Raw genomic sequence first — 26,628 nt, 5'->3', positions numbered from 1 at the left:
TCTGCAGGGTGAATGAACGGCCGCTTATCCCCCGCTTCGGGTGTCTCTGTGCGACACGGCTTACTCCCTCCGCTCAAGCAGCCACCTATCCAGCCGTGCAATATCCTCGGATGACATTCGCAGACCCCGCTTGGTGCGGCGCCAGACAATGTCCTCGGCACTTTCGGCATATTCTTGAGTAATCAGATAGCGTACTTCCCGCTCAAACAGTCCACCGCCAAAATGCAGACCCAGCTCCTCTTCGGCATCACAGCCGGCAAGTAACTGATGAATACGGGTGCCGTAGAGGCCCGCATAGGTCCGCAACTGTGTGGGAGAAAGCCAGGGATAGGCTGCCGTGCAGCCAACCAGGAAACGATCAAAGTCGGCATCGGGTATATCACCACCCGGAAGCTGGCTTGTCTCCGTCCAGGCCGTGCCCCGAATCTCCAGAGAGTCAGACAGCAGATCCAGCACCTCCTCCGCCAGCCGCCGATAGGTGGTGATTTTGCCACCATATATCGACAGAATCGGCGCCTGGTCGCAGTCCAGGTGCAGATTGTAGTCCCGCGTCACCCGGGAGGCATCGCTGGCGGCATCATCATACAGGGGCCGTACACCGCTGAAACTCCAGACTACATCCGACGGTTGCACCGGCCGCATAAAATACTCACTGACGGCCTGGCAGATATATGCCACCTCTTCCGGCGTAATCCGGTTTTTCTCCGGTAGCGTATCCAGTTCAATATCTGTTGTACCCAACAGGGTGAACTCGCCTTCAAACGGGATGGCAAACAGCACCCGCCCATCCCGGTGCTGAAAGATATAGGCGTAATCATGTTCGAACAGCCGCGGCACCACGATATGGCTTCCCTTTACAAACCGAATCCCCCGGACATGCTCGGTAGTGACACCGGATTCCAGCACTTGCTCAACCCACGGACCGGCCGCATTGACCACCGCCCTCGCCGTGAGCGTACGGCTCGATCCGTCCCGCTCATTGCGCAAGGTTGCCTTCCAGTGTGTGGGTCCACGGGACAGGGCAACACAGCGGGTATGGGTCAAAACCTCTGCCCCCCGCGCCGCTGCATCCATGGCATTCAGCACCACCAGCCGCGCATCCTGTACCCAGCAGTCGGAATACTCAAAGCCGGTACGGTAGACCTCCTTCAACGCCCGGCCGGCGACATGCTGTTCAAGCATGACACGTCGTGATCCCGGTAGCTGCCTGCGCCCTCCCAGATGATCGTAAAGAAACAGCCCCAGACGGATCATCCATATCGGGCGTAGCGACTCATTGTGAGGTAGAACAAAGCGTATGGGGTGAATGATGTGGGGTGCGTTACGCAGCAGCACCTCACGCTCCCGAAGGGCATGATGGACCAGCCTGAAATCATACTGTTCCAGATAACGCAGACCGCCGTGGATCAGTTTGGTGCTGGCAGATGAAGTGTGCCGGGCCAGGTCATCTTTTTCGCAAAGACAGACCTTCAACCCCCTGCCCGCGGCATCCCGGGCCACGCCCACGCCATTGATACCACCCCCAATCACCAGGAGATCGAATTCTGGGCAGGCTGTTTCATGATCCGGCATGCTGATCTTCTCATGATTCATTGCTGGCTGGTCCCTCGCCCCATGACCCGGGCTATACTTTGCAAATGCCTTCCTGATACTCATTTCACTCAGGCATAGCCAGAAAAAAATTTGCCACTTCTCCTACCGATACGGATGGCCGTCGGCGTGGGTTTGATCTGTAGGAGGCCCGCCCCGGGCCGATTTCGCGGCGGCGGCGCCGCTCCTACCGGGCGAATCGCCAGGTATTCGAGCCTAGCTGAGCTTCGAGAGTAACCGGAAAAGCCTTTAAACGGAGTCACCAACAACTCATGCCAGACACACCGCTGATACTCAGTATCGACCAGGGCACCACCAGTTCCAGGGCAGTCCTGTTTGAAAAGGATGGACGCTGTGCGTTCATCGCCCAACTGGAATTCAAACAGATCTTCCCACACCCCGGCTGGGTTGAACATGACCCGGAAGAGATCTGGTCAACCACCCTCTCGGTAGTGCGGGATGCCGTTGCCGCCAGTAGGCGTATGAACCGGCAGATAGCTGCAATTGGCATCACTAACCAGCGTGAGACCGCTGTGATCTGGGACCGCCATAACGGCAAGCCGATTTACAACGCCATTGTCTGGCAGGATCGCCGCACCGCGGGCTATTGCGATACACTCAAGCGGACAGGTCACGAGCCGACAGTAATGGATAAGACCGGTCTGCTGCTTGACCCCTATTTCTCCGCCACTAAAATCGCCTGGATTCTCGACCAGGTCCCCGACGCCCGCCACCGCGCCGAAGCGGGCGATCTCGCCTTCGGTACCATCGACAGTTTTCTGTTGTGGCGCCTGACCGGCGGCAAAACCCATGCAACAGACGCGACCAACGCCGCACGCACCCTGCTGTTCAATATCCACAACAACTGCTGGGATACAGAACTGCTGTCGCTGTTTGATATACCCGCCGCGCTCCTGCCCGTGGTCACGGACTGTGCCGCCGATTTTGGCCAGACCAGCCCTACGCTGCTCGGCGAGCCACTGAGTATTGGAGGAATGGCGGGTGATCAGCAGGCGGCAGCGTTTGGCCAGGCCTGTTTTCGGCCCGGCATGATCAAAAGCACCTACGGCACCGGCTGTTTTGTCCTGATGAATACCGGCGGGACCGCAGTGGCCTCACAGAACAAACTGCTGACCACCATCGGCTACCGACTCAATGGGCAGAGCAGCTATGCCCTGGAGGGCTCCATCTTTGTCGCCGGCGCGGCCGTGCAATGGTTAAGGGATGGACTCGGATTGATCAAAACGGCTGAGGAGACCGAGGCCATTGCAAACACACTGGAACATAACCAGGGGGTCTATCTGGTACCCGCCTTTACCGGACTGGGCGCGCCCCATTGGGATGCCGATGCGCGGGGTGCCTTGCTTGGGCTGACCCGGGGAACCGGGATCAAGGAGATCGTCCGCGCCACCCTTGAATCCGTCTGCTATCAGACTCACGACCTGTTTCAGGCCATGGCGGATGACGGCGTGACGCCGACCCGGCTGCGGGTCGACGGAGGCATGGTCAGTAACCGTTGGCTTTGCCAGTTCCTGGCCGACATCCTGGAACTGCCGGTACAGCGTCCGGTACAGACAGAAACCACGGCGCTCGGCGCCGCCTATCTCGCCGGACTGCAGTGCGGCCTGTTCGACTCTTTTCAGGATCTGGAACAAAACTGGCAACTGGACACCGAATTTTCCCCGGCACTGCGGGCCGACACCCGGGAAGCACTGTTGGAGGGCTGGCACCAGGCGATTCGGCGGGTACGAAGCGCGCCTTCAACATAGACGTGATCTTTTCAAAGTTGCAATAGCGCGACCGGGCGGTATTATCCCTCTTTTCGCTGACGCAGGATAAACCTTGGTGACTACCGGCACAGTCCGTTTTCTCAACCTGCCGAACGGCAAGCGGATCGCCTACCATAAAACGGAAGGCACGGGACCCGGCGTGCTGTTCTTTGGTGGTTTCAAATCAGACATGACAGGCACCAAGGCGGTCACGCTGGAACAATGGTGCAAAACCCATCAGCGCGCCTTTACCCGTTTTGACTATTCGGGGCATGGCCAGTCCAGCGGTCGTTTCGAAACCGGCACCATCGGTGAGTGGCTCGATGATGCGCTGAGCGTCATCGATGAGCTGACCAAAGGACCTCAGATCATCGTCGGCTCCAGCATGGGCGGCTGGCTTTCACTGCTGGCCACCATCGCCCGGCCGCAGCGTGTGCATGTGTTGATCACCCTCGCCTGCGCCACCGATTTCACCCGGCGACTGCTGATGCCGACATTTTCCGATGTGCAAAAACAGCAGTTAACCAGCGAAGGCTGCGTGCTGATCCCCTGCGACTATGATGACCAGCGGCCCTATCCGATCACCCGACAGCTGATTGAAGAGGGTGACCACCACCTCCTGCTGGACAAACCCATCCCCATTCACTGCCCGGTGCGGATGTTTCACGGCATGCGGGACCCGGACGTACCCTGGGATTTCAGTCGCAGAACCTGTGAGCAACTGGAAAGTAAAGACGCCACCCTCACCCTGATCAAACAGGGTGACCACCGGCTTTCGGAACCGGCAGACCTGCGGTTGCTCCTGAACTGCCTGGAACAGCTGTGAGACTCACCGCTGCGGCCGCCCGCTTCAGCATCTGGCACCTGGCCGGCAGTCCGAACAGGTGAACGATCAGTCCAGAGCCTACCTGTACGGAATCAGCGCCGTGCTGCTCTGGTCGACGGTAGCCACCGCCTTCAAATTGTCCTTACGTCATCTGGAGCCGATACAACTCCTGTTCTATGCCAGTATCGCCTCGTTGCTGGTGATGCTGGCGGTGTTGATCAGGCAGGGACATCTGCAACGCCTTTTGCGCACACCCCGCCGCGATCTGCTGCTTTGCGCCACGTTGGGTCTGCTCAATCCCTGTATTTACTACTGGGTACTGTTCAAGGCCTATGACCTGCTACCGGCACAGGAGGCTCAGCCACTCAACTACACCTGGGCCATCACCCTCTCTATCCTGGCCGTTCCACTGCTCAAGCAGCATCTGCGCCGGCTCGATCTGCTGGCAATCGGCATCAGCTATTTCGGTATTCTGGTGATCGCCACCCACGGCGCACCATTCACGCTTCGCTTCAGCAATGGCTATGGTGTTCTGCTGGCCCTCGGGAGCACCCTGATCTGGTCACTGTTCTGGATTTTCAACACCCGTAGCCGGATCGAACCGGTGGTCGGGCTGTTTCTGAATTTTCTCTTTGCCATTCCGGTAATTGCCCTGATCACCTGGCTCACGGCCGGCTTCGGGTTTGACTCGATTAAGGGTCTCTACGGAGCAGCCTACGTGGGCCTGTTCGAGATGGGCATCACCTTTGTGCTCTGGCTCAAGGCACTGCGTTTGACCAAGAGCACCGCCAAGGTGGCGAATCTGATCTTTCTCTCTCCGATACTCTCGCTGTTTCTGATCCACTTCATCGTCGGCGAGGATATCCACTGGTCCAGCGGCGCCGGGCTCCTGCTGATTATTGCCGGCAATGCGTTGCAACAGTTGGGTAAGCCCCCTGCTCCACCCGGGAAAGAAGAGCAACAGCCCCGGAAAACCACTTGAAAGCGGTTGCCTTGGTGAGCCAAAAAAGATAGCGTTCCGGCCTGAACCGGGAAACAGACTACCGCCATATGAATGACAAATATTACATTACCGCCCAGCAGTTGCTGACCGACTCATTCCGTCTGGGGCTGGAGATTTTGCAGAGCGGCTTCAGGCCCGATTTCATTGTCGGCGTCTGGCGCGGTGGTACCCCGGTAGGCATCGCGGTGCAGGAGATTCTGGACTATTTTGATGTGCATTCAGATCACATCGCGATCCGTACCTCCTCCTATACCGGTATCGGGCAGCGCAGCAAGGAGGTGCGGGTGCACGGCCTTGGCTATCTGATACGCAATATGAACTGGGACAGCTCACTGCTCATCGTGGATGATGTGTTCGACTCCGGATTGAGTCTGCAGGCTATTCTTGACTCCCTGAAGGCGAAAACCCGGCGCAACATGCCGGAGCAGATCCGCATCGCCACACCCTGGTACAAGCCGGGTAACAACCAGACATCACTCAAGCCCGATTACTATATCCACGAAACAGACCAGTGGCTGGTGTTCCCGCATGAGATGAAAGGACTGGAGCAGAGCGAGATACTGGCCAACAAGCCGGAGATGGAAGAGCTGTTTCGCAGCAAGGGCCTGATCAAATAGCCGAGGCATCTCCGGAGCCAGCCAAATGCAACATGGTCTGGCTGCAAAGGCTCAAGCACGATAGACGCCTACCCGGCCGAGGCCGTTTGGGCGTGCCCCATCAGAATGGAATACAGCTCGCGGATTTCACTGCCGATTTCAGAAACCGCCATTTCACACTGCATGGGAGTAAGTCCGGTAATCTGCCAGCTACTGGGCAGCACCCGATCCAGTTCCACTTTCAGGTCGCTCTCCCATACCAGGGAATCGGCGAGGATATTGGCGATATAGACAAGATAACACTCCATCGGATCAGCAGTTGCCTGCTCAGGAAGATGGTGCCAGCGAATTGCTGAGCTGATGGGTGATGGCAACTGCCAGTCACTAGCGAGCTCAAAACCAACTTCACCGTGGGTAAATCCGAGCACCTCCCGCTCCGCTGCGACAATCAGATCATCACGTCCTTTACTGATAAGCAGAATATCCCTTGACTCAATCGGCCGTTGCTGGAACATCACCAGACGCCCGATATCATGCAGCACGCCCATCACAAACAACCGGTCGGGATGCAATACCTGACAGGACTTGGCCAGTCGTCTGGCCAGCACACCGCAGGCCAGTGAACTGTGCCAGAACCGCTCCATATTGATCAGATTGGGCGGTATTCCAGTAAACATCCCGCAGGCAGCGGTCATCAGCGCCAGATCACGCAACTCTTTGGTCCCGATAATCGTGATGGCCCTGGCAATGGTGTCGATGCGGCCGGGAAAGCCATAAAAAGCGCTATTAACGATTTTAAGCAGTCGTGCAGTCAGCGCAGTATCCTGACTGATCACCTGCCCGATTTCCTGTGCTGAGCTGGTAGGATCATCGACCAACTGGTTGATGCGAACACAAACCTCTGGAAGGGAAACGAGATCGCCTGCCTCGCGGATCAGTTGCCGTGGTGTCATAGAGTGCAGTATTGTTGTTAAGTTGTGTGAATAATAGTCGATAACCCCCTTATTACTCTATAACAAAAACAGAAAAACACGAGGCATTACTCGATGGCGAAGACAAAGATTGTCACCACAGATGATATTCTGATCATGCTCTGCAAGTCAGTCACATCCGTACTATCCACGGCCACACAAAATGAGATCAACTACTCGGCCATGGTCCAGAAGATCAACCGCACCTGTCTAAAGCCGGATATCGGCTGTTTCGTGCTCTTTGACGGAGGCTTTTCCGGACTGGTTGTGATCAATTTCACCGCGGCGGCGGCCCTCGAGCTGTATCAGGCCTATCTCTCGAACATGGGCATACCCCGTGAGGAGCTGGCGGTCAGCCATACTTCGGATGAAGTGGGCAACGTCCTGGGAGAGCTAATGAACCAGATGATCGGTGATTTCATTAGCAACGTCGGCAAGCAACTGCTGACACCGATCAATCAGAATCAGCCGAAAATGCTGACCATCAATAAAGAGGTGCTGCTCTCCATCAATACCAATCTGGACCGTCCCCAGGCGCGGCGGGTCACCTTCACCACCCAACGGAATAATATTTTTTATCTTGAGCTGGCCATGGATAAAACCGAATTTATCCAGCTGCATGAATTTGAGCAGCAGGAAGATTTTGATCCTGACGATATCCTGGAGGGGGAAGCTAACAAGAGAGCGGCCGCCTCACAGGCCGTTACCGGCGACGATAAGAACGATTCCGACAGTCTGCTTGACGAACTGGGCATCTGATACATTTTGCTGGACGCGCTAGCCCGAAACAGCGGGGCTGGAGTCGAGCCGCTTGGCCCAGTGATTTTTCCCCGCTGTTTTGCGCCGGCTTGACTCCGCCCCTTTTGGTTAAAGCCGGGTATCTGGTCAGGAAAGGGTGGCTGCCAGCTCATTGGCACTCGCCAGCAGGAACTCCAGATAGGCGAGGCGCTTGACTGAAACATCTATTTTTTCACGCAAATCCTCGCAGGGATCATCGATCATGTAGAGCAGGTCTTCGTGAAAAAACACTTCAAAGCTGTCCAGGTAACGGACTTCCTTATTTCTGTCCAGCACCAGATTATCCAGTCCATATAGATCGATAACCTTTTGTTGATTGGTACGAATCTCTTTGGCGGTCTGGATAAACAGGCCGAGCTGAAGCCTGGCCTTGTGCAGTTTCGCCATCAACGGGATTGCATCCTCAGCAATCGCCGGGTTGGCCAGATTGAACCAGGGGGTAAACGCCTGCGCAAGGACCAGCATATTCTCCTCGCCATCGATGCGGGTACGCACAAAAATGGCTTCCGGAATAATATCGTGCAGCTGTTTTTTCAACATCCCGTAATCACGCCGGTAAATCTTTACATCAAGGGAATTGCAGCTCAGGGTATGGCGTTTTATCACCATATCGAAGGCACGATTCTTTTCCCGCTCAAAGTGGTAACCCGCCGTTTGCCACACATCACAGTGCGCACCAACCGTCGAAATCAGAGTGACTCGGAGATTCTCCGTATCGAGACAGCCGATTTCAGCAGGAATACGCGCATCTTCTTTTGCCATCGGCTAAACCCTTTTTATTCGGAACTCGTATTAACTATAATTACAAATAACTTTAATTATATAACATATACTTTTGAATATTTAGTATATTTTTATCAATACTCATGCACTACCGGAATACAGCGTTTCGACAGGGACGAACAGAGCAGTAGCCTCTCCCTGACAGCCTTGCACCAGGAGCTGGCCGTTCGTGGCCGGCCTCTTCCCTGACCAAAATCACCCAACAGGTCATTCGCAATAATGGTCATACTGTTCAGCCGGTGACAACTGCCGTCCGCCGGCATCATCCAACATAACATGCCGGTAAAGGCATATTGTGGTGTATTCTGTCTCGGGGAAATTGACGAGTAATCAGAATAGGTACAACACACCCGGTATGCAAATATTCTAAATTCCTGTCAATCTGTACCTTGATTTTCAACCGGATCTGCCCCTGTAACCAGCAGAGCCAGCCCTTTATATTCAAGTTTGCTGCCATGAGACCCGGCTATGCCCTCACCCCGACTACTGAGATGGATACCTATACTGTTTGTCTTGTTATGGGCAACCGGATTTATCGGGGCGAAATTCGCACTGCCCTATGCGGAACCATTCACGGTGCTCGCAATCCGTATGTACATTACCCTTGGGGTATTCCTCATATTGATCCGTGTATACCGCCCGAAATGGCCTTCGTGGCAAGGGGCTCTGCACTCCATGCTGGTGGGCTCCCTGGTCCACGCAGCCTATCTCGGCGGTGTCTTTGCCGCCATCAACGCCGGTATGGCCGCCGGCTTGACTTCCCTGCTAGTGGGGCTGCAACCGATTCTGACCGCCTTGATCGCCTGGCTCTGGATGGGTAATCAAATCAGCCGAAAACAAATGACCGGTCTGACGCTGGGTATATTTGGAGTTGCTGCGGTTTTGCTGCTGGGAAAAACCAGCGCCTTGGCACTACAGTTCAATACGGTCTCCCTGCTGTTCGCCCTAACGGCGCTGTTCGGGATCACCGTCGGCACCCTGCTGCAAAAACGTTTCTGCGCCAAGATTGACCTTTTGACCGGCACCTTTTATCAGTATCTGGCCAATGCGCTCGTCATGAGCCTGCTTGCACTGCTGTTCGAAACCCGTGAAATAGACTGGCAGCCCCAGTTTATCGCCGCGCTGCTATGGCTGGTTTTCGGACTTTCGCTCAGTGCCATCCTGTTGCTGATGCTGATGATCAGAGAGGGTGAGGCGACCAAGGTTGCCGCCTATTTCTATCTGACACCTCCGGTGACGGCCCTGCTCGCCTGGGTACTGTTCGATGAACGTCTTACGGTCTGGGGCATCGCGGGTATCGGTCTTACGACTTATGGAGTCTATCTGGTGATCCGCAACCCGGTCAGACCTCTTAAACAAAACCGCCCATAGGGCACATCTGCCATGATATTTGCTGCATTGGTGCGGGATTCGTGGCGTGTCACGGTGCGACCTGTGCCACAATGACTCACAATCCATAAACCCACGGGGTCTCCGCATCTCGGTATTGATGTGATTGTCTCAGGGATAAATTTCAGGAACAAATGTCTGATCAGACATCGGTGGGCGCACGTAGCCCAGACTATCCTTTCGCTTCGGTAAAACGATCTCCTTCGGCGTCAGATCTTCGTAGGGTATCTTGCTCAACAAATGAGCAATACAGTTGAGCCGGGCATGTTTTTTGACATCCGACTTAACCACATACCAGGGCGCCTGTTTGATATCGGTATGGGCAAACATCATATCCTTGGCCCGGGAATATTCGACCCAGCGGGCGCGTGACTCCAGATCCATCGGGCTCAGCTTCCAGCGCTTGTGAGGTTCCTCAAGACGACTCTGGAAACGGCGCTCCTGCTCTTCATCCGACACTGAAAACCAATATTTCAGCAGGATAATCCCCGAGCGCACCAACATACGCTCAAACTCGGGACAGGAACGGAGAAATTCACTGTACTCCTCGTTGTCACAGAACCCCATCACCCGCTCAACACCCGCTCGGTTGTACCAACTACGATCAAACAGCACTATCTCTCCCCCGGCCGGCAGGTGGCCGACATAGCGCTGAAAATACCATTGAGTGGCTTCTCTTTCCGTTGGCGCGGGCAGCGCCACCACTCTGCAGATGCGGGGGTTGAGATGCTGGGTAATCCGCTTGATCACCCCGCCTTTTCCGGCCGCATCCCGGCCTTCAAAAATAACCACCACCTTGAGCTTCTCTTTGGCTATCCAGGCCTGGAGTTTAACCAACTCAAGCTGTAGCCGGAACAGCTCCTTTTCATATACTGAATTCTTGATTTTCTTTATGGGTGCATCGGCTACTTCATCCAGTGACTCTTCGACATAGGGGGTCTTATCTTTACCGTTTCCAACGCGGTTTTTTGCACGCTTTTTATTGCTCATTTGGGCATCCCCTGAGAATTCTCACCAGACCAAGACTGCATAATGCTCCGAATCAAACCATTAACATAGGCGCCAATCACCTGATGTTGCGCTATATCAAAGGTTGATCAGTATATGATCCCCAGCCCGCCTAATCATCCACCCGACCTCGAAGCGCCTTGATCCTGCCCCGCTTCCCTTTACTTTCCAGACGCTTTTTCTGTGAACTTCGAGTCGGCCGTGTCGGTTTGCGTGGTTTCTGAATCTTTGTCGCCGAGATGATCAGCTCCTTCAGACGCGCCAATGCCTCTTCACGGTTCTTCTCCTGGCTGCGATGGCTTTGCGCCTTGATAATCACGACCCCCTCTTTGGAGATGCGCTGATCGTTGAAATGCAACAACCGCTCTTTGTAAAAGGCAGGCAGGGAGGAGGCCTTGATATCAAAGCGCAGATGGACAGCAGTCGAGACCTTGTTGACATTCTGGCCACCCGCGCCCTGGGCACGTATGGCAGAGAACTCGATTTCGCTCTCGGGAATGGTCACACTGTTGGAGATATACAGCATGCCGATATTCTATCCGTAGAGAAATGAAACGGCGACCACCGCCGCTATCACGCCCACAATATCGGCGGTCAGACCGGCGGCCAGCGCGTGGCGGATACGCCTGACCTGGACTGCGCCAAAGTAGACCGCGAGCACATAGAAGGTGGTCTCGGTCGATCCTTGCAGGGTGGAGACCAGGTAACCGATATAGCTGTCCGGACCGATGGCGGGATCGTTAATGATCGAGGCCATGACCCCGTAGGCACCCGACCCTGACAGGGGCCGCAGCAGTGCCATCGGCAAAGCCTCTGCGGGCAGTCCGACCAAGGTGGTTATCTGGCCGATCTGGCCCACCAGCCATTCCATGGCACCGCTGGCCCGGAACATACCAACCGCCACCAAAATGGCCACCAGATAGGGAATAATTTTTAGGGCGACCTGGAATCCATCCTTGGCTCCCTCGACAAAACTTTCATAGATCGGCACCTTGCGGATCACACCAAACAGCAGGAAACCGAGCATCAAAACCGGTAGGATCCAGGGAGAGATCACCTGTCCATAGAGTACGGTCAGCGGGATCAACAGCAGAAAACCGATCAGCGCCGTCAGGGATACCCAGGCCGGGTAACCGACTCCCTCATCCGCCGCCGGCGGGATTTCCGGTGCCTCCGTCATCGGTTCAGCCTCATCCCTATCTACCGTCCCCCGGGTTATCGGAAAAAATCGCCGGTAGCCCTTGACCGCGAGAATCGCAGCCAGAGTTGAGCAGAGTGTGGCAAACAGGGTGGTCGGCAGAATGCCGGCCGGGTCGGCCGAGCCGGCCGATGCGCGCAGAGCGATCACGCCCGTGGGCAACAGCGTGATACTGGAGGTATTGATGGCAAGAAACAGGACCATGGAGTCGGTTGCACTTCCCTTGCAGGGGTTCAGTCGATTGAGTTCCTGCATCGCCTTGATGCCAAACGGTGTGGCGGCATTGCCCAACCCCAACATATTGGCTGACATATTCAGAATCATTGCCCCCATGGCGGGATGTTCCGCCGGCACATCGGGAAACAGCCTGATCATCAATGGCCGAATCAGGCGGGCAAGTATCTTCAGCAATCCACCCTGCTCGGCAATTTTCATCAGGCCGAGAAACAGTGCCATGACACCCACCAGGCCCAATGCCAGTTCCACCGCCCCGGTGGCCGAGTCAATCATCGCCTTGGAGAGCGCATCCATCGGGCTGACGTCGGCCGCAGGCAGGCTGAACTGCCGCCAGGCCGCCGTCAAAAAGGCAATAAGCACCAACAGAAAAAAGACGATATTCATGATGACAACAGTTCTTGGTTAAACTGCTACCGCTTATACGCGATGTGGGAATTTAGGGCAACATGCCTTGATCGGTGACTCGGGCAATGCGCTCTTATAAAGACACTGGCGGTGCCTGGCAGGTGATCAGCTAAAAGCCATCATCCCCACCATGACAGAACGCACCACAAAAAAGGCAAGCTAAACAGCAGTCTTGCTGGAACTGCGAATAATCTCCGCAAAATCGCTCAGAATTACAGAAAGGTAGAAGCCGGTAGCGTGTGGGTATGGGGGAGTGTCGCGGTGCTACCGGCTTCCAAAACCGTCAACGGGATGCAGTCAGTTGGGTAACTTTTTTATCCTGTAACTCTATTTCCGACATCACCTCCGGCCTGCCCTTGCAGGCCTGGATGATCAACTCCTTGTTCCTAGCCAGCACCAGCCCGAATTCCTCGGCAGAATGCTCATCAACTTCGGGAATCACCTGCTCCAGCAGGCGTGAAAAGTGTTCACCCAGTTCGAGCATTCGATCATGGGCATCGGCCTCTTTTCTGTTTTCAAACATGCTGTTGTCCCGGTCACATTTCCACATTGCAATAACGGCCATAGTCTTCCCACCCTGCACTGAAGCTGTATTTAACCTCACCAACCCGAAAGAGTGACGAGATGGATTACTGTCGACCTCGGCGAACCCTGATCGAACTTGCACCGATAAGGGTTTCCGCGAAGCCAGATACATCATACATAGAACGTAAATAGAACGTCAAGTCGAACACCCTTTTTATCTATGCACCGATCAGATTTATTTCAATTGAAACGATATTGTTGGAGAATAGGCCGGATACCATACCAATACACTCGGAAACAGCTATGCGATTTAACGGAACAGATACCTATGTGGCGACAGATGACCTGATGCTCGCCGTCAATGCCGCGATTCAACTGGAGCGCCCACTGCTGATCAAGGGCGAGCCGGGAACCGGCAAGACCATGCTGGCCGAAGAGGTGGCCAAGTCACTCAACCAACCGCTGTTTCAGTGGCATATCAAATCCACTACCAAGGCCCAGCACGGGCTGTACGAATATGACGCAGTCTCCCGCCTGCGGGATTCACAACTGGGCGATGACCGGGTGCACGACATCGGCAATTACATCGTCAGAGGCCGGTTGTGGGACGCCTTTGCCCATGATGAACATTCCGTGGTTCTGATTGATGAAGTGGACAAGGCAGATATTGAATTCCCCAACGACCTGTTGCGCGAGCTCGACCGTATGGAGTTTTATGTCTATGAAACCCAGCAGTTGATCAAGGCGAAACACCGGCCGCTGATCATCATCACCAGCAACAATGAGAAGGAGCTGCCTGACGCCTTTCTGCGCCGCTGCTTCTTCCATTACATCCGTTTCCCTGACAAGGAAACCATGGAGCAAATCGTCGCGGTACACTACCCTGACCTGAAAAAACAGCTGCTGAAACAGGCGCTGGAGGTGTTTTTCGAGTTGCGCGAAGTTCCCGGCCTGAAAAAGAAACCGTCCACATCGGAACTGTTGGACTGGCTCAAACTGCTGATGGCGGAGGATATCCCCCCGGAGGCACTGCACAGCGGCGACCAGCGCCAGGCGATCCCGCCCCTGCACGGAGCCCTGTTGAAAAACGAGCAGGACATCCATCTGTTTGAGCGTCTCGCCTTCATGCATCGTCGCAGCCGCTCCTGACCGTCATGCTGGTTGAGTTCTTCTATCATCTGAAAGAGTCCGGACTGCCGATCACCATCCGGGAGTTTCTGGATCTGTTGGCAGCCATGCAGGCGCAGGTCATCTTCTCCAGCGTGGATGATTTTTACTATCTCTCCCGCACCTGCCTGATAAAGGATGAACGGCTGTTCGACCGCTTTGATCAGGCCTTCGGCAGTTATTTCAAGGGGATCGTCGATGCCGGCGGCGATATTACCGCCGAGATTCCCGAGGATTGGCTGCGCAAGCAGCTGGAGAAACACCTCAGTGAAGAGGAGAAGAAAAAACTCGATGCCATGGGTTGGCAGAAGCTGATGGAGACCTTGAAAAAACGGCTGGAAGAGCAGCAGGAGCGGCACCAGGGCGGCAGCAAGTGGATCGGCACCGGCGGCACTTCCCCATTCGGCGCCTATGGGTATAACCCGGAAGGGATACGCATTGGACAGGATCGTTCACGCCATCGCAGGGCGGTCAAGGTATGGGACAAGCGCGAGTTTCGCAATCTGGATGACTCGGTTGAACTGGGCACCCGCAATATCAAGGTGGCGCTGAAGCGGTTACGCCGGTTCGCCCGCAGTGGCGCGCCGGAAGAGCTGGACCTGGAGGCGACCATCCGCTCAACTGCCCATCACGGCGGGCTGCTGGACCTGAAGATGGTACCGGAACGGCACAACAAGGCGAAGGTGCTGCTGTTTCTGGATGTCGGCGGCTCCATGGATGACCATGTGCAGATCTGCGAGGAGCTGTTCTCGGCCGCGCACTCGGAGTTCAAGCACCTGGAGCACTTCTATTTCCATAACTGTGTCTATGAAGCGGTCTGGAAAGACAGCCGCAGCCGCCACACCGAGCCCCTCTCCACCTGGGATGTCATCCACACCTACGGTTCAGATTACCAGTTGATCTTTGTGGGTGATGCCACCATGAGCCCCTACGAGATCACCTATGCCGGCGGCTCGGTGGAACACTGGAACCAGGAGACCGGCATGGCCTGGATGGGACGGCTGCTTGAGGCCTACCCCAATGCCATCTGGATCAATCCGCAGCCGGAGCATCAATGGCCCTATATCGAATCGATCCAGCTGATTCGGGAAATCATGTTGAACCGCATGTTCCCGCTTACCCTGGAGGGTCTTGAAGGCGGCATGAGGCTACTGAGTCAGTAGCGACACTCGTCCGAATCTCATGACTTCACTGGCACGGACGGGATCAAACGGGTCAGAATATGGCTGTTTGAAATTTTGGCGCTGACTTGAATTGACTCTACCCCGTCACGATCCGAAAAAGTCCATTCATGGAACCTTAACCCAGGCCCTGTACGCTCTGCGCGTCGACGGTGTTTCCGGACGATAATGCGCTAATCGTCTATGCTTAAACTATTCCAGAAAAACAACAGGGATCGCCGGATTCCGGCAGTTCACAGAGATCGACTACAGATCCGTTTGAACAATTGCCCCACCCCGGCATCTACCAGATAACACTTTTAGTGGCTGGGTAATGCCGGCCCAGCAGGATGTCCAATGTTAAAAGAGACCGTGTTTCATAAAAAAGTAGTCAACAGCACTATCCGCCCCGCCTCCCGCATGGCCATCCTCTCCCAACGGGAGATCGAACAACTGAGAGATGTCACCGGCACCGGGCTTCATCGACTGTTCCGCAAATGCGCACTGGCGGTTCTCAGCTCCGGCTCCCAGATCGACAACTGTGAAGAGCTGATGTCCCTGTATCCGGACTTCGATATCCAGGTCAGGGAGCGGCACCAGGGTATTGTGCTGGAGGTAGCCAACGCGCCGGCGGACGCATTCGTCGATGATCAGTTGATCGAAGGTATCCGCTATCACCTCTTCTCGATACTGCGCGACATTCTCTATCTGCATGACACCACCAGTAATCACAAACAGATCGCGCCCAATATGCAGATCAGTCACGAGATCTTTTATCGGCTGCGGCATGCCGGTGCTTTCCATCCCGGCAAACGACCCAATACAGTAGTCTGTTGGGGTGGACATGCCATTCCGGCTGAGGAATACGACTATACCAAGGAGATCGGCTACCACCTCGGCCTGCGGGGAATCGATATCTGCACCGGTTGCGGCGCGGGCGCCATGAAGGGGCCGATGAAAGGCGCTGCGATCGCCCACGCCAAGCAACGACACACCAATGAGAGACATATCGGACTCACCGAGCCTGGCATCATTGCCGCGGAGGCACCCAACGCCATTGTCAATGAACTGATTGTAATGCCCGATATCGAGAAACGTCTGGAGGCCTTTATCCGGCTGGGCCATGTGCTGATAGTTTTCCCCGGCGGGGTCGGCACCATGGAGGAGTTGCTGTTCGTCCTCGGCGTGCTATCGCATCCGGATAACCACGATATTGAACTGCCTATCTTCCTCACCGGTCCGGAATCTTCCAGTAGCTATTTTGATGCGGTAATTCGTTTTATCGAGATGACTCTGGGAAGCACGGCGCTGAATCTGGTAAGAAAAGTAATCGGCAATCCCACCCTTATCGCCAAACTGGTCAGCGACGCCCTGCTGCACGTCACCAAGGAGCGCCGGCAGCGCGACGACTCCTTTCATTACAACTGGTCACTACATATCGAAAAGGAGTTTCAGGAACCCTTTGTGCCGGATCATGAATCCATGGCGAAACTGCAACTCTCCCGGGATCTTCCCACGCAGGAACTGGCGGCCAATCTGCGCCGCGCACTCTCTGGGATCGTTACCGGAAACGTGAAGGAACAAGGGATCAATGCCATTCGTGAGCATGGACCGTTTCAGATTAAGGGGGAGCCGGAGCTGATGAATGCCATGGACGAGTTATTGACCTCATTTGCCCGCCAGGGACGCATGAAGGTAACAGGTGAGTATGTGCCCTGTTATGAGATCGTGAAAGCAACAGCTACGGCCACTGGCAATCAACCACGGATTATTGAACCGGTGACCATGCCCTGAACATGGCGGCCTGTCCGAAAAATTCCCCCAGATGCTGGAGATTCCACACCGTGGCGTTGCGGATAAAAAATCTTTTGCCGGTCCGGGATATGCGGACACCGGTATAGTTGTCGATATAACCCCGCGCAGCGACTTCGCTGAGCAGGCGTTCCCGCTCCTCCCGCTGCGGCTGTTCCGCTGACTGGCGTGACGGAAGCGAGGTGAACTGTTCCCAGCTCATCTCGAACAGGTCCAGTGCCATCTTATTGGCATAATTGAATATCGGCTCAACAGCGGTGTCATGTGACACAACAACGAAGGGAGCGAAATAAAGCGACTCACCCAATGATGCCTCGTCACAGTCAAGCAGCTTTCTGCCGGTCAATCGATAGAAGCTATCACACAAGATTATAGCTTGATCCTGCCGATAGCAGTTTTCAGCAGAGGGGATTATCCGGTTCGACATGGCGTGCTGCTGCATGGTAGTGAAATATTGCCCTGGTATAATCGGGATGGAATCGGGTTTGAGTTATCCACTCCCGCATTTTCATGCAATACCAACGAGATTTCTGCCACCCCGTTTTGCCTCGTACAACGCCTTGTCGGCACGGCTGAGCAGCTTGTTCACCGATTCACTAATGTCACCATGACTCGGGAATGTGGCCAAACCGATACTGATGGTCATTTGACTGGAGTGCAAATTGTTTTGGATGGTCAACTTACTGACCTTCTCTTTCAACCGTTCCGCAAGTACCAGCGCCTCTCTGTCATCCGTATCGGGCAACGCAATGGCGAACTCATCACCTCCCATGCGACCGAATACATCCACAACTCGTATCGTCTCATGGGTTACTTCGGCAAATTTCAGAATCGCCTCGTCACCCAGTGCATGGCCGCCGTTATCATTGAGTTGCTTGAAATGATCAATATCGATAATCATGCACGAAAGCGGAGTTTGGTAACGTTTTGAATAGGCCAGCTGGGATTCCACTTCTTCCATAAAATGACGTCGGTTGAAAATACCTGTTAACGGATCGGTAGATGCCAGCTCCTTGAGTTGCTGCTCCATCTGTTTGCGTTCTGAAACATCCATACTGATGCCGACAAAAGCAACCAGCTCATCCCGCTCATTCAGTACCGGGGCAATAGAAATACTCTCCCAATAGTACTCACCACTCTTGCGCCGATTCTCTAACTCGCCCTGCCACGGCCGCTTGTTTTTAATTGCCAGCCAGAGCTCACGATAAAGCTTGCGGTCTGTCCTGCCGGATTTAAACAGACTGGGTGTTTTACCAATCACCTCTTCCGGTCGGTAACCGGTGATCTTCTCGACAATCGGGCTGACATACTCAATCACGCCGTTGGGATCGGTGATTACCGTCAATACCGGACTGTGAGTGATGGCCAGGGATAATTTCTGCAGTGTCTCTTCAATCGCCTTCTGTTCAGTGATGTCATGGCCACTGACCACAGTGCCGCTGATCGTGCCATCCGCCTCCACATAGGGTGTCTGCCAGACATCGATATATTTCGGTGCCATATCGGGAGGGTAGATCCAGTGCCGGGTATTGATACTTTCTCCCTGAAAGCTGCTGTCCAATAGCGGCTTCAGTACTGTTTGAAATAACTCATGACCATGTATCTCATCAACTCTTTTTCCAATCAGTTTTTCATGTGGGGCATTGAATGTATCGACATATCCCTGACTCACCGCCCGATAGGTATACGTCCTATCAATAAAGGACATCATATTTCGGGTAATAGCGATCATGTTGGTGTAACGTCGCAGTGTATTCTGCTGATTGAATCTGCGAAGTTCCGTGCTCATCCTTCGGCTCAGCAAATCGAAAAAGAAGCGAACACCGGCACTGTCGGGTTGTGGTTTGTCATCCAGAGCGAATATATGACCCGCTATCCGCCGGTCTTCTCCATAAAACGCCTGTCCCCGATAACTTTCTGCTCCCAATGACTTCAGTAAATCACAGGTGCTGAAGGTATCCTGAAGACCATCAGCAAAGTAAACATGCATATTTTCAGGAGTCGTCTGATAGACCAGTTCACAGGGAGAGCCGGGGATTTGGATTAGAAAAGGGACACCCCACCCCTCTCCATCCCAGAGCGCCACAACCTCGATCTCGGATGATTCCGGTTTACTGAAACCGATCCCGCCCCAGCGACTTTCGCTAGCCACCGCTATTGCCTGGGCGGCATGCCTGAAAAACTCGTTCGCGGTATCTGCTGTTCCTGCAAGCAGTATATGCGCCTGATTAAACTGATCCATGTAGAAATCCCGCTAGTGGGCTGGTCATGTCGTTTGCATACTCTAGATAGGGTAATTCTTGCCTGCAACTAAAAACGCATATAAAAACAGAGTCTGGCAAAAAAAACCGGGAACGGATTTCTTAATGAAAAACACCTCCCCTTAATTATTGACATACCTCAAGGATTTGTCTCTCTACCCACCCGTTAAAGTAAATACCATGGGCAGATTTTTACAAGGTAAAATACTGGGTAATCACATAACCAACCCTGGGCAAACAGGCTTTTTTATGAAATTCAGCGATCTTGAAATTGGTCAGAAATTTTTCTACAAGGGTATGGAACTGGAGAAAAGCGGGCCGCTTCAGGCCATGGAAAATGCAACCGGAAACGAGAAGATCATAATGCGGGCGGCGGCCGTAGAACTGTTGGACGCACAACCTTCAGATAGATTAAACAAGACCGCAAGTCTGGATGAACTTAAACAAGCACTCACCGACTATCATGAGACATGCCTCTCCTTGCTGCAAACCCAGGAAGAGGAGCAAACAGAGGCAAAGATTGAGGCGGCCTACAGGGAGGTTCTACAAATCGTTGAACGTTTATCACAAGTAACTAAATGACATGCAACCGCGTGACGAATCAGGGATCCGTCACGCATGCTGTAAAATCCGTTACAGTTTTGCGATCACCTCGATCTCAATCGGCGCATCACTGGTCTGACTTGTCTTCATGTTTTCATCTCCTGTAAAAAATCACGCCGCATAGCGGTCAATGGAGAGTCCATTGGTGTCGATTTCTGGACGCTTGCTGCTAATCAGATCAGTCAACAGTCGACCTGAGCCACAGGCCATGGTCCAGCCAAGCGTACCGTGTCCGGTATTGAGATAAAGATTGGAAATAGGGGTAGCGCCGACACAGGGCGTACCATCCGGGGTCATGGGACGCAGTCCGCACCAGAACTCGGTTCTGGCCAGATCCCCACCTTTGGGAAACAGATCAGAAACGACAAACTTGACCGTCTCACCCCGACGTTCATCCAAGTCAAGGTTATAGCCGGCAAGCTCTGCAGTACCCGCCACCCGGATGCGGTCACCCAGGCGGGTAATCGCAACCTTGTGGGTCTCATCCATCAGGGTGGACACCGGTGCTGCATCAGCATCCACTATCGGCAATGTGATGGAATAACCCTTGACCGGATAGATCGGCACCTTGATGCCGACCGCTTTGAGCAACAGTGGCGAATAGCTGCCCAGGGCCATCACATAGCTGTCTCCGTTAAAGATACCGGCATCGGTCTCCACGCCACTGATCTTGCCCCGCTCCATCAGCAAGCGTCGTATATTGACTCCCATGCGGAACTCGACACCCAGTCGCTCGGCCTCTTGAGCCAGACGCTGGGTAAACAGAAAACAGTCGCCGGTCTCATCATTCACCAGCCGCAACCCGCCTGCCACCTTCTCCTTTACATGGACCAGGCCCGGTTCCACCATCAGGCACCCGTCCCTGTCCAACAATTCGTAAGGGACGCCATAGCGGTCAAGAATGGCCATGTCGGTCTGCGCGGTATCCAGCTGTTTCTGATTGCGGAACATCTGCAGGGTGCCGCGGCTGCGTTCATCGTACTGAATTCCAGTCTCTGCCCGAAGCTGTTTGATCGCATCCCGGCTGTACTCGGCCAGTCGGACCATGCGGCCCTTGTTCTGTTCATAGCGCGCAGTGGTGCAGTTACGCAGCATCTGAAGACTCCAGGACCACATTGCCGGATCAAACTGTGGACGGATCACCAGTGGGCTGTGTTTCATCATCATCCATTTGATCGCTTTGAGTGGAATGCCCGGCGCGGCCCAGGGTGCCGAGTAACCGGGAGAGACCTCGCCGGCATTGGCAAAACTGGTCTCCAGGGCGGCCTCCGGCTGACGATCGATGACCGTCACCTCATGACCCTCCCGAGCAAGATAATAGGCGTTGGTTACGCCGATGACGCCACTGCCAAGAATGATGACTTTCATTTGTGTCCGCTCCAGTGATGAAATGCCAAAAACAGGCAAAAGCATACGTGAAAGCGACAGACAGGTGCTTGCAAATACAGTCAATGAATACTGATTAAGCGCAACTTAATGCTTTTATTAGATGATTTTCTAACATAATATGCGACAAATGAAACTAGATCCGATAGACAGAAAGATCTTGAGCACGCTCCAGCTCGACGGACGATTGACTAATGCCGAGCTGGCGGAACGGATCAATCTCTCGCCTTCGGCCTGTCTCAGGCGGGTCAAACAGCTGGAGGAGCGCGGGGTGATTGCTGGTTATGTCATGCTGGTTGACCCGACGGCGATCGGCAGGCCGACCACCATCTTCGTCGAGATTACGTTGAACAGTCAGAGTGTCGAATGCCAGGAGGCCTTTGAGACAGCAGTTCGCAAGAACCCCGAAATCATGGAATGTTATCTGATGACCGGCGAAGCAGACTACCTGTTAAGGGTTGCCGCTGCCGGTACCACTGATTATGAACGGCTACACCGGCACCACTTGTCACGGCTTCCCGGTGTCGCCCGTATCAAAACGGCTTTTGGCATACGCACCGTCTGCAAGAGCACCGCTTATCCGCTGGAATAGACAGAAATCCATCCACAATGCGGGAGCAGTACGTCTGCCTCGGCGCACGACCTGCTGATCATTTCATCCCGCGGCCAGCAGTTTCAATCGACAGCTATTGCTCTCACTTCCACACTACCGGGTACTACCACTGTAATGTCTGGCAGCCGGTATCCGCTTCCACCCACTCCCGCACCAGATCATCAATTATTATTTGTGCACTAAATATTTTTCTGCCTGTGTTATTATGGCCGGCGTTTTTTACCTGTATAAACAATAATTTTTGGATGAGCAATCTTAACTACGGAGCATCATGTCTTTAGCGCACAAATCTATAACATCCCACCAAGCATCAAATAATACGACCGACTGGTCGACCATGGACTGGAAGCAAGAGCTACAAAACAATATTCACAACGTCGCGGATCTGAAGGCATTTATCGATCTTTCAGCCCAAGAGGAGCGTGATATCAACCAGGTGGTTGAATCACATCCGATGAATATCCCGCGTTATTATCTCAGCCTGATCGACCGGAATGACCCGAACGATCCGATCCGCAAGCTGGCTGTTCCCACGGGCGATGAGCTGGTAGTGGCAGGCCAAATGGGTGCGACCACCGGCGACCCCTACGGGGACGACAAACATGACAAGGGAAACGGCGTACTGCACAAGTACGGCTATACCGCCCTGGTCGTGGCCACCGAATACTGTTCCATGTACTGTCGGCACTGTTTCCGTAAACGGCTGGTTGGATTACCCAATGATCAGACCGTGCAGAACTTCCGCGCCGCCGCGGATTATATTGCTGCACACCCCGAGATCAGCAATGTCGTGGTATCCGGTGGCGACCCGATGATGCTGCCGACAACCATTATCCGCTCCATGCTGGATACACTGCGCTCCATACCCCATCTGAACTTCGTGCGGATAGGTACCCGGGCACCGGTGGTCTATCCGCTGCGTTTTCAGGACGATGAACTGATTGAATATCTGGCCGATTTCAATCAGACAAAAACGCTCTATGTACCGACCCACTTCAACCACCCGAACGAGATCACCCCTGAAGCCACAAATGCGGTGGCACGGCTGCGCAACGCAGGCATTGCCGTGAATAATCAGGCAGTGCTGCTACGGGGTATTAATGACGACGAAGAGACACTGGTACAGTTAATGAGTGGTCTGACCCGGATCGGTGTCAACCCCTACTACCTCTACCAGTGCATGCCGGTGTCACGCGTGCGCCACCACTTCCAGGTGCCACTGAAGCGTGGCGTGGACATGGTGGATCGGGCACGCAGCCGCCTGGACGGTTACGCTAAACGGTTCAAGTTCATCCTCGGACACGATATCGGCAAGATAGAGATCTGCGGTCGTAGCGGCGACAACCTGATACTCAAGCAGATTCACGCACGCGCCGAAGAGCAGGAACAGGCATCACGAATCATGGTCCGGCGGCTGGATGAGCAGGCGGGCTGGTTGGACGATATGGAGCCGATCACCCTCTGAATCAGCTGTCCACGGAAGATCATACAGCCGGTTTATTCGTCGGGTTACACGCTACTAACCCGACCTACGCGGTGTGGTGTAGGTCGGGTTAGCCGTAAGCGTAACCCGACAAACGGAGAAGAGCTATTTGCCGCTGACCGCCTTCTGGATCAGGGGTATCAGGGGTTCCGGCAGCGTTAGTGCCCCGGAGAGGGCAAACTGCCGGGCCGCAGGCGACATCTTCGCCCAGGTCTTGCGGATAATGTCGAGCCACTTCTCTTCGTCATATTCCGGGTGTTTTTCGGCGAATTCGAGCATGTAGTGTTCAATGAACACCAGGTCGGCCACATCCTCCAGCAGTTGACTGTCCGGATTCACCTTCAGGGCTTTTTTACCGACGGCCGTCTTGGCACGTTCGATACTCGCTTCATCGTAGCCCGCCTCGGCCATCAGCCGGCCGGCTGTTTCCGCATGAAATTTATAGAGACCGGTGCGCCACTGAAAGTAGCCCTGGCGTCCTTCAGGGTATGAATTCCGGGGGGTCTTCCAGCGTTGAATATGCTGTGCGTGAATCGCCAGCTTCATGGCATCGTCCGTCTGCGGCGCATAACGTGACAGCATCTCCGACATACGATGGGAATAGAGCAGCTCTTTTGGCCACTCCTCACCGGCGACGGTTACCCGATTGGGATCTTCCCCATTGGCCTCATCGAACAGGGCCAGGGCCTTTTCAAATTTTTCTTGTGCCGACATACCGCCTCCAAAACTTCATTAGCGGTCTATTATATACCTGCTCGAGATGAAAAAATCAAAAACCACTGATATCAATAACCATGTTTATTCAATACCTTAGGAATAGCATGCTAATGAGTCCAGGAAAAACAGGTGGGGAGAGAAAGTGCACAGGGCGCTCCCTGGGCGCCTAAAGCAGACGGGTCTGAAAACCGGATCAGAATAATTATTCTCTGAATAGCTAATCAGACTCCTGATCGCCAGCGAACTAGACTCCGTTGTCTTGTCCCATCTGTGACTGCAGATAATTTTCCAGCCCGACACGCTTGATCAGGCCGAGTTGTTTCTCCAGCCAGTAGGCGTGATCCTCTTCCGTGTCATCCAGCATCACTTCAAGAATCTCCCGGGTCTGGAAATCCCGTTCCTCTTCGCAGATGGCTATGACCTTTTTCAGCGCGGCAACCACCTGATACTCCACATCCAGATCATTCTGTAACATCTCGGGTACGGTTTTACCGACGCGCAGTGGGTCCTGAACCGACAGATCGGGCACTCCTTCCAGAAACAGGATACGCTTGATCAGGGCATCGGCATGCTGGGTCTCGTCTTCCATTTCATGATTAATGCGCTCATAGAGCTTGGGCAGTCCCCAGTCATCGTACATGCGTGAATGAATAAAATACTGATCCCTGGCCGCCAACTCGCCTGCCAGGAGGTGTTGCAGCTGCTCAATAACCCGCTGATTACCCTTCATTATTTTTCTCCTCGTCGGTCATCATTCAGGAAGCCATGGACTGTTGATAATTCTCCAACCCGGCATTGGCGATCAGCCAGAGCTGGCTCTCCAGCCAGTCGATATGTGCCTCTTCGGCCTCCAGAATATCCTCCAGGAGATCTCGTGAAACATAATCCTGCTCGGCCTCGCACAGGGCGATCGCCCCGAGCAGTCCGGCACGGAGATCCGCCACCAGCTTCAGATCCCCCTGCAGCATCTCCTGTACATCCTCACCCAGCAAAAGCTTGCCCAGATCCTGCAGATTGGGCAGGCCTTCCAGAAACAGGATTCGCTCAATCAGTACATCCGCGTGCTTCATCGCCTTGATTGACCAGTCGTAATCATGCTTGTTAAGTTCACCAAGCCCCCAGTTTCCGAACATCCGCGCATGCAAAAAAAACTGGTTTATAGCCGTCAACTGGCTGCGTAAAGTGCCGTTAAGTTCGGCAATTACCTGTTTTTCACCTCGCATCTCCCCTCCCAATTCAACCTGGATACCCTTTAGGTATAGTCCAACCACGGCACCATACCAACGCTCTGTTCAACCCTTGTCCGCTAATCGCCGACCGTACCTCTGGACAAATGCGGTGATCTTAATTATATTATGAATCATTCTCATTTGCACCCTTAGCGGAGACTCTCAATATGTATGTGTGTATTTGTCATGGTGTAACCGATAAGGATATCCGGGCAGCCGCCAACAATGGAGCGAACTCTCTGGAGGCGTTGGGTGAGCAGCTGAATGTCGCGACCTGTTGTGGCCGCTGCGCCGATTGCGCCCGCAGCGTGCTGCTTGAGGTGATTCAGTCACCAGCGTGCGCCCCGAATTGTGCAGCCGCGGCCTGAGGGATCTATAGATGAAGCGACATATCCACACCGGGACCGGTGACAAGAGGGCACACTCAGGCCTTGCAGATTTTTTTGACCGCATGGCTAAAAGAAGCCCGCTCTCCGGACACCACAAACGTTGGAGAATTCTGCAGAAACTGGCTTGCGAACCGGGCCAGGGAAAGGGTTGATCAGAAGAAATGTGGCGTGGAATACACGACCTTTATTTTCGCATGGTTTAACCCATGCCCCACCTCTCCTAGCCTCCCATAGTATGGACCGTGACATTTACCATCGTCGATACCTGGTGACTCAGAATGAGGCATTGCACTCCCCCTGTGTGCGCATGTGCACCCTGGACGATAATGACATCTGTATCGGCTGCGGGAGATCACTCGATGAGATCAAAGGCTGGACATCGTATAGCGCAAGCACGCGAGCCGCGCTACTGCAGTTGTGCAGGAAGCGCTTGGCGGCGCGCCCTCAATTGGGTTTGGGCGACTGGTAGTTAGACCGGCGTCAGTGGCGAGTGGCTTGACGCCCTTTTTTAGGCTATGCCCAGTTAACTGTTGCATGATAAGTGGCCTTTTTGTAGGAGCGGGTTTAACCGCGAAATTCTCGGCTGAAGCCACTCCTAGCGCTACGCTTGGTCGCCGGAGAGGGGTTTGACCTGCAGGAGGCCCGCCCCGGGCCGAATTCGCGGCGAGGCGCCGCTCCTACCGGGCGAATCGCCAAGCTAAGCCAAAACA

At 54.2% G+C, this 26,628-nt stretch carries 28 protein-coding genes; 14 read left to right on the top strand and 14 right to left on the bottom strand.

The window, feature by feature from the left end; all coding sequences use genetic code 11:
* Positions 1-60 precede the first annotated feature (60 nt).
* A complete protein-coding gene (glpD, locus tag ACHZBF_RS08105; RefSeq protein WP_321528152.1) occupies positions 61-1,593 on the bottom strand; it encodes a glycerol-3-phosphate dehydrogenase in 1,533 nt (510 codons plus the stop codon).
* A 269-nt stretch (positions 1,594-1,862) separates the two neighbouring features.
* On the opposite strand from glpD, the gene glpK reads away from it, so the two are divergent.
* The 4 genes from glpK to ACHZBF_RS08085 all read left to right on the top strand — a co-directional run bounded on the left by glpK (position 1,863) and on the right by ACHZBF_RS08085 (position 5,805).
* Positions 1,863-3,359, top strand: coding sequence for a glycerol kinase GlpK (gene glpK, locus ACHZBF_RS08100; protein WP_321528151.1), 1,497 nt, complete (start codon positions 1,863-1,865; stop codon positions 3,357-3,359).
* Positions 3,360-3,435: 76 nt separating this feature from the next.
* A complete protein-coding gene (locus ACHZBF_RS08095; RefSeq protein WP_321528150.1) occupies positions 3,436-4,185 on the top strand; it encodes an alpha/beta fold hydrolase in 750 nt (249 codons plus the stop codon).
* A 58-nt stretch (positions 4,186-4,243) separates the two neighbouring features.
* Positions 4,244-5,167: a DMT family transporter gene (locus tag ACHZBF_RS08090; RefSeq protein ID WP_029132442.1), complete on the top strand. Its 924-nt coding sequence runs from the start codon at positions 4,244-4,246 to the stop codon at positions 5,165-5,167.
* 68 nt (positions 5,168-5,235) lie between these two features.
* Complete coding sequence (locus tag ACHZBF_RS08085) at positions 5,236-5,805, top strand: phosphoribosyltransferase (protein WP_029132441.1); 570 nt, start codon at positions 5,236-5,238, stop codon at positions 5,803-5,805.
* A gap of 68 nt (positions 5,806-5,873) precedes the next feature.
* Here ACHZBF_RS08085 and ACHZBF_RS08080 read toward each other — a convergent pair whose 3' ends face one another.
* Complete coding sequence (locus tag ACHZBF_RS08080) at positions 5,874-6,737, bottom strand: HDOD domain-containing protein (RefSeq protein ID WP_288106243.1); 864 nt, start codon at positions 6,735-6,737, stop codon at positions 5,874-5,876.
* Positions 6,738-6,830: 93 nt separating this feature from the next.
* Between ACHZBF_RS08080 and ACHZBF_RS08075 the strand changes: the two genes are divergently transcribed.
* Complete coding sequence (locus ACHZBF_RS08075) at positions 6,831-7,514, top strand: DUF3334 family protein (protein ID WP_273437646.1); 684 nt, start codon at positions 6,831-6,833, stop codon at positions 7,512-7,514.
* A 126-nt stretch (positions 7,515-7,640) separates the two neighbouring features.
* On the opposite strand, the gene ACHZBF_RS08070 is transcribed toward ACHZBF_RS08075, so the two are convergent.
* Together ACHZBF_RS08070 and ACHZBF_RS08065 are read right to left on the bottom strand one after the other, a co-directional pair.
* On the bottom strand, positions 7,641-8,315 hold the full coding sequence (locus ACHZBF_RS08070) for a hypothetical protein (RefSeq protein WP_321528149.1): 675 nt from the start codon (positions 8,313-8,315) through the stop codon (positions 7,641-7,643).
* A gap of 95 nt (positions 8,316-8,410) precedes the next feature.
* Entirely contained in the window at positions 8,411-8,602 is a 192-nt protein-coding gene (locus tag ACHZBF_RS08065; protein WP_394707556.1) for a hypothetical protein, read from the bottom strand.
* Positions 8,603-8,804: 202 nt separating this feature from the next.
* Here ACHZBF_RS08065 and ACHZBF_RS08060 point away from each other — a divergent pair, with 202 nt between their 5' ends.
* Positions 8,805-9,707, top strand: coding sequence for a DMT family transporter (locus tag ACHZBF_RS08060; protein WP_321528147.1), 903 nt, complete (start codon positions 8,805-8,807; stop codon positions 9,705-9,707).
* A 129-nt stretch (positions 9,708-9,836) separates the two neighbouring features.
* Here ACHZBF_RS08060 and ppk2 read toward each other — a convergent pair whose 3' ends face one another.
* The 4 genes from ppk2 to ACHZBF_RS08040 all read right to left on the bottom strand — a co-directional run bounded on the left by ppk2 (position 9,837) and on the right by ACHZBF_RS08040 (position 13,138).
* Positions 9,837-10,715, bottom strand: a complete 879-nt coding sequence (gene ppk2 / locus ACHZBF_RS08055) for a polyphosphate kinase 2 (RefSeq protein ID WP_029132437.1) — start codon at positions 10,713-10,715, stop codon at positions 9,837-9,839.
* A gap of 130 nt (positions 10,716-10,845) precedes the next feature.
* The gene (arfB, locus tag ACHZBF_RS08050; RefSeq protein WP_029132436.1) at positions 10,846-11,259 is read right to left on the bottom strand and encodes an alternative ribosome rescue aminoacyl-tRNA hydrolase ArfB; all 414 of its coding nucleotides are present in this window, start codon (positions 11,257-11,259) and stop codon (positions 10,846-10,848) included.
* Positions 11,260-11,268: 9 nt separating this feature from the next.
* Positions 11,269-12,552 carry a nucleoside recognition domain-containing protein gene (locus ACHZBF_RS08045; protein ID WP_321528146.1) on the bottom strand — a complete coding sequence of 428 codons (1,284 nt, stop codon included), beginning with the start codon at positions 12,550-12,552 and terminating at the stop codon, positions 11,269-11,271.
* A 304-nt stretch (positions 12,553-12,856) separates the two neighbouring features.
* The gene (locus ACHZBF_RS08040; protein WP_288106259.1) at positions 12,857-13,138 is read right to left on the bottom strand and encodes a YebG family protein; all 282 of its coding nucleotides are present in this window, start codon (positions 13,136-13,138) and stop codon (positions 12,857-12,859) included.
* A gap of 263 nt (positions 13,139-13,401) precedes the next feature.
* Between ACHZBF_RS08040 and ACHZBF_RS08035 the strand changes: the two genes are divergently transcribed.
* From ACHZBF_RS08035 to ppnN, 3 genes are all read left to right on the top strand, one after another.
* Positions 13,402-14,247: an AAA family ATPase gene (locus ACHZBF_RS08035; RefSeq protein WP_037374691.1), complete on the top strand. Its 846-nt coding sequence runs from the start codon at positions 13,402-13,404 to the stop codon at positions 14,245-14,247.
* Between the two features lie 5 nt (positions 14,248-14,252).
* Positions 14,253-15,428 carry a vWA domain-containing protein gene (locus ACHZBF_RS08030; protein WP_029132432.1) on the top strand — a complete coding sequence of 392 codons (1,176 nt, stop codon included), beginning with the start codon at positions 14,253-14,255 and terminating at the stop codon, positions 15,426-15,428.
* A 354-nt stretch (positions 15,429-15,782) separates the two neighbouring features.
* Positions 15,783-17,219, top strand: a complete 1,437-nt coding sequence (ppnN, locus tag ACHZBF_RS08025) for a nucleotide 5'-monophosphate nucleosidase PpnN (protein ID WP_321528145.1) — start codon at positions 15,783-15,785, stop codon at positions 17,217-17,219.
* On the opposite strand, the gene ACHZBF_RS08020 is transcribed toward ppnN, so the two are convergent.
* Together ACHZBF_RS08020 and ACHZBF_RS08015 are read right to left on the bottom strand one after the other, a co-directional pair.
* The gene (locus tag ACHZBF_RS08020) at positions 17,194-17,604 is read right to left on the bottom strand and encodes an MEKHLA domain-containing protein (protein ID WP_321528144.1); all 411 of its coding nucleotides are present in this window, start codon (positions 17,602-17,604) and stop codon (positions 17,194-17,196) included. The two genes, ppnN and ACHZBF_RS08020, sit on opposite strands and share 26 nt — an antisense overlap.
* A 141-nt stretch (positions 17,605-17,745) precedes the next feature.
* Positions 17,746-19,479: a sensor domain-containing diguanylate cyclase gene (locus ACHZBF_RS08015; protein WP_321528143.1), complete on the bottom strand. Its 1,734-nt coding sequence runs from the start codon at positions 19,477-19,479 to the stop codon at positions 17,746-17,748.
* Positions 19,480-19,678: 199 nt separating this feature from the next.
* Between ACHZBF_RS08015 and ACHZBF_RS08010 the strand changes: the two genes are divergently transcribed.
* Positions 19,679-20,080, top strand: coding sequence for a hypothetical protein (locus tag ACHZBF_RS08010; protein ID WP_321528142.1), 402 nt, complete (start codon positions 19,679-19,681; stop codon positions 20,078-20,080).
* A 132-nt stretch (positions 20,081-20,212) separates the two neighbouring features.
* On the opposite strand, the gene ACHZBF_RS08005 is transcribed toward ACHZBF_RS08010, so the two are convergent.
* Positions 20,213-21,469 (bottom strand): D-amino acid dehydrogenase, encoded by a 1,257-nt coding sequence (locus ACHZBF_RS08005; protein ID WP_273437661.1) that lies wholly within the window; start codon positions 21,467-21,469, stop codon positions 20,213-20,215.
* A gap of 178 nt (positions 21,470-21,647) precedes the next feature.
* On the opposite strand from ACHZBF_RS08005, the gene ACHZBF_RS08000 reads away from it, so the two are divergent.
* Together ACHZBF_RS08000 and ACHZBF_RS07995 are read left to right on the top strand one after the other, a co-directional pair.
* A complete protein-coding gene (locus ACHZBF_RS08000) occupies positions 21,648-22,079 on the top strand; it encodes an Lrp/AsnC family transcriptional regulator (protein WP_462691998.1) in 432 nt (143 codons plus the stop codon).
* Between the two features lie 292 nt (positions 22,080-22,371).
* Positions 22,372-23,565 carry a KamA family radical SAM protein gene (locus tag ACHZBF_RS07995; protein WP_321528141.1) on the top strand — a complete coding sequence of 398 codons (1,194 nt, stop codon included), beginning with the start codon at positions 22,372-22,374 and terminating at the stop codon, positions 23,563-23,565.
* Between the two features lie 123 nt (positions 23,566-23,688).
* Here the strand turns inward: ACHZBF_RS07995 and ACHZBF_RS07990 are convergent, their stop codons facing one another.
* The 3 genes from ACHZBF_RS07990 to bfr (ACHZBF_RS07980) form a co-directional block, all read right to left on the bottom strand.
* Positions 23,689-24,297 carry a DUF4202 domain-containing protein gene (locus tag ACHZBF_RS07990; RefSeq protein WP_029132426.1) on the bottom strand — a complete coding sequence of 203 codons (609 nt, stop codon included), beginning with the start codon at positions 24,295-24,297 and terminating at the stop codon, positions 23,689-23,691.
* A 247-nt stretch (positions 24,298-24,544) separates the two neighbouring features.
* A complete protein-coding gene (gene bfr, locus ACHZBF_RS07985) occupies positions 24,545-25,030 on the bottom strand; it encodes a bacterioferritin (RefSeq protein ID WP_029132425.1) in 486 nt (161 codons plus the stop codon).
* Positions 25,031-25,055: 25 nt separating this feature from the next.
* Positions 25,056-25,523 (bottom strand): bacterioferritin, encoded by a 468-nt coding sequence (bfr, locus tag ACHZBF_RS07980; protein ID WP_029132424.1) that lies wholly within the window; start codon positions 25,521-25,523, stop codon positions 25,056-25,058.
* Positions 25,524-25,696: 173 nt separating this feature from the next.
* Between bfr (ACHZBF_RS07980) and ACHZBF_RS07975 the strand changes: the two genes are divergently transcribed.
* Both ACHZBF_RS07975 and ACHZBF_RS07970 read left to right on the top strand, forming a co-directional pair.
* A complete protein-coding gene (locus ACHZBF_RS07975; protein ID WP_029132423.1) occupies positions 25,697-25,897 on the top strand; it encodes a (2Fe-2S)-binding protein in 201 nt (66 codons plus the stop codon).
* Positions 25,898-26,153: 256 nt separating this feature from the next.
* On the top strand, positions 26,154-26,387 hold the full coding sequence (locus tag ACHZBF_RS07970) for a DUF1289 domain-containing protein (RefSeq protein ID WP_321528140.1): 234 nt from the start codon (positions 26,154-26,156) through the stop codon (positions 26,385-26,387).
* Positions 26,388-26,628: the final 241 nt, after the last annotated feature.

Origin of the sequence: Sedimenticola selenatireducens, from assembly GCF_963675335.2 — a bacterium.
GTDB classification, from domain to species: Bacteria; Pseudomonadota; Gammaproteobacteria; order Chromatiales; family Chromatiaceae; genus Sedimenticola; species Sedimenticola selenatireducens.
Note: the sequence above shows the minus strand (reverse complement) of the source record. Positions and strands in the feature narration are given on the sequence as shown.

Coding starts and splice junctions, on each gene's coding strand:
- glpD (WP_321528152.1), bottom strand. CDS start 1,593: ATGAATCATGAGAAGATCAGCATGCCGGATCATGAAACAGCCTGCCCA.
- glpK (WP_321528151.1), top strand. CDS start 1,863: ATGCCAGACACACCGCTGATACTCAGTATCGACCAGGGCACCACCAGT.
- ACHZBF_RS08085 (WP_029132441.1), top strand. CDS start 5,236: ATGAATGACAAATATTACATTACCGCCCAGCAGTTGCTGACCGACTCA.
- ACHZBF_RS08080 (WP_288106243.1), bottom strand. CDS start 6,737: ATGACACCACGGCAACTGATCCGCGAGGCAGGCGATCTCGTTTCCCTT.
- ACHZBF_RS08075 (WP_273437646.1), top strand. CDS start 6,831: ATGGCGAAGACAAAGATTGTCACCACAGATGATATTCTGATCATGCTC.
- ACHZBF_RS08070 (WP_321528149.1), bottom strand. CDS start 8,315: ATGGCAAAAGAAGATGCGCGTATTCCTGCTGAAATCGGCTGTCTCGAT.
- ACHZBF_RS08065 (WP_394707556.1), bottom strand. CDS start 8,602: ATGATGCCGGCGGACGGCAGTTGTCACCGGCTGAACAGTATGACCATT.
- ACHZBF_RS08060 (WP_321528147.1), top strand. CDS start 8,805: ATGCCCTCACCCCGACTACTGAGATGGATACCTATACTGTTTGTCTTG.
- ppk2 (WP_029132437.1), bottom strand. CDS start 10,715: ATGAGCAATAAAAAGCGTGCAAAAAACCGCGTTGGAAACGGTAAAGAT.
- arfB (WP_029132436.1), bottom strand. CDS start 11,259: ATGCTGTATATCTCCAACAGTGTGACCATTCCCGAGAGCGAAATCGAG.
- ACHZBF_RS08045 (WP_321528146.1), bottom strand. CDS start 12,552: ATGAATATCGTCTTTTTTCTGTTGGTGCTTATTGCCTTTTTGACGGCG.
- ACHZBF_RS08040 (WP_288106259.1), bottom strand. CDS start 13,138: ATGGCCGTTATTGCAATGTGGAAATGTGACCGGGACAACAGCATGTTT.
- ACHZBF_RS08035 (WP_037374691.1), top strand. CDS start 13,402: ATGCGATTTAACGGAACAGATACCTATGTGGCGACAGATGACCTGATG.
- ACHZBF_RS08030 (WP_029132432.1), top strand. CDS start 14,253: ATGCTGGTTGAGTTCTTCTATCATCTGAAAGAGTCCGGACTGCCGATC.
- ppnN (WP_321528145.1), top strand. CDS start 15,783: ATGTTAAAAGAGACCGTGTTTCATAAAAAAGTAGTCAACAGCACTATC.
- ACHZBF_RS08015 (WP_321528143.1), bottom strand. CDS start 19,479: ATGGATCAGTTTAATCAGGCGCATATACTGCTTGCAGGAACAGCAGAT.
- ACHZBF_RS08010 (WP_321528142.1), top strand. CDS start 19,679: ATGGGCAGATTTTTACAAGGTAAAATACTGGGTAATCACATAACCAAC.
- ACHZBF_RS08005 (WP_273437661.1), bottom strand. CDS start 21,469: ATGAAAGTCATCATTCTTGGCAGTGGCGTCATCGGCGTAACCAACGCC.
- ACHZBF_RS07995 (WP_321528141.1), top strand. CDS start 22,372: ATGTCTTTAGCGCACAAATCTATAACATCCCACCAAGCATCAAATAAT.
- ACHZBF_RS07990 (WP_029132426.1), bottom strand. CDS start 24,297: ATGTCGGCACAAGAAAAATTTGAAAAGGCCCTGGCCCTGTTCGATGAG.
- bfr (WP_029132425.1), bottom strand. CDS start 25,030: ATGAAGGGTAATCAGCGGGTTATTGAGCAGCTGCAACACCTCCTGGCA.
- bfr (WP_029132424.1), bottom strand. CDS start 25,523: ATGCGAGGTGAAAAACAGGTAATTGCCGAACTTAACGGCACTTTACGC.
- ACHZBF_RS07975 (WP_029132423.1), top strand. CDS start 25,697: ATGTATGTGTGTATTTGTCATGGTGTAACCGATAAGGATATCCGGGCA.
- ACHZBF_RS07970 (WP_321528140.1), top strand. CDS start 26,154: ATGGACCGTGACATTTACCATCGTCGATACCTGGTGACTCAGAATGAG.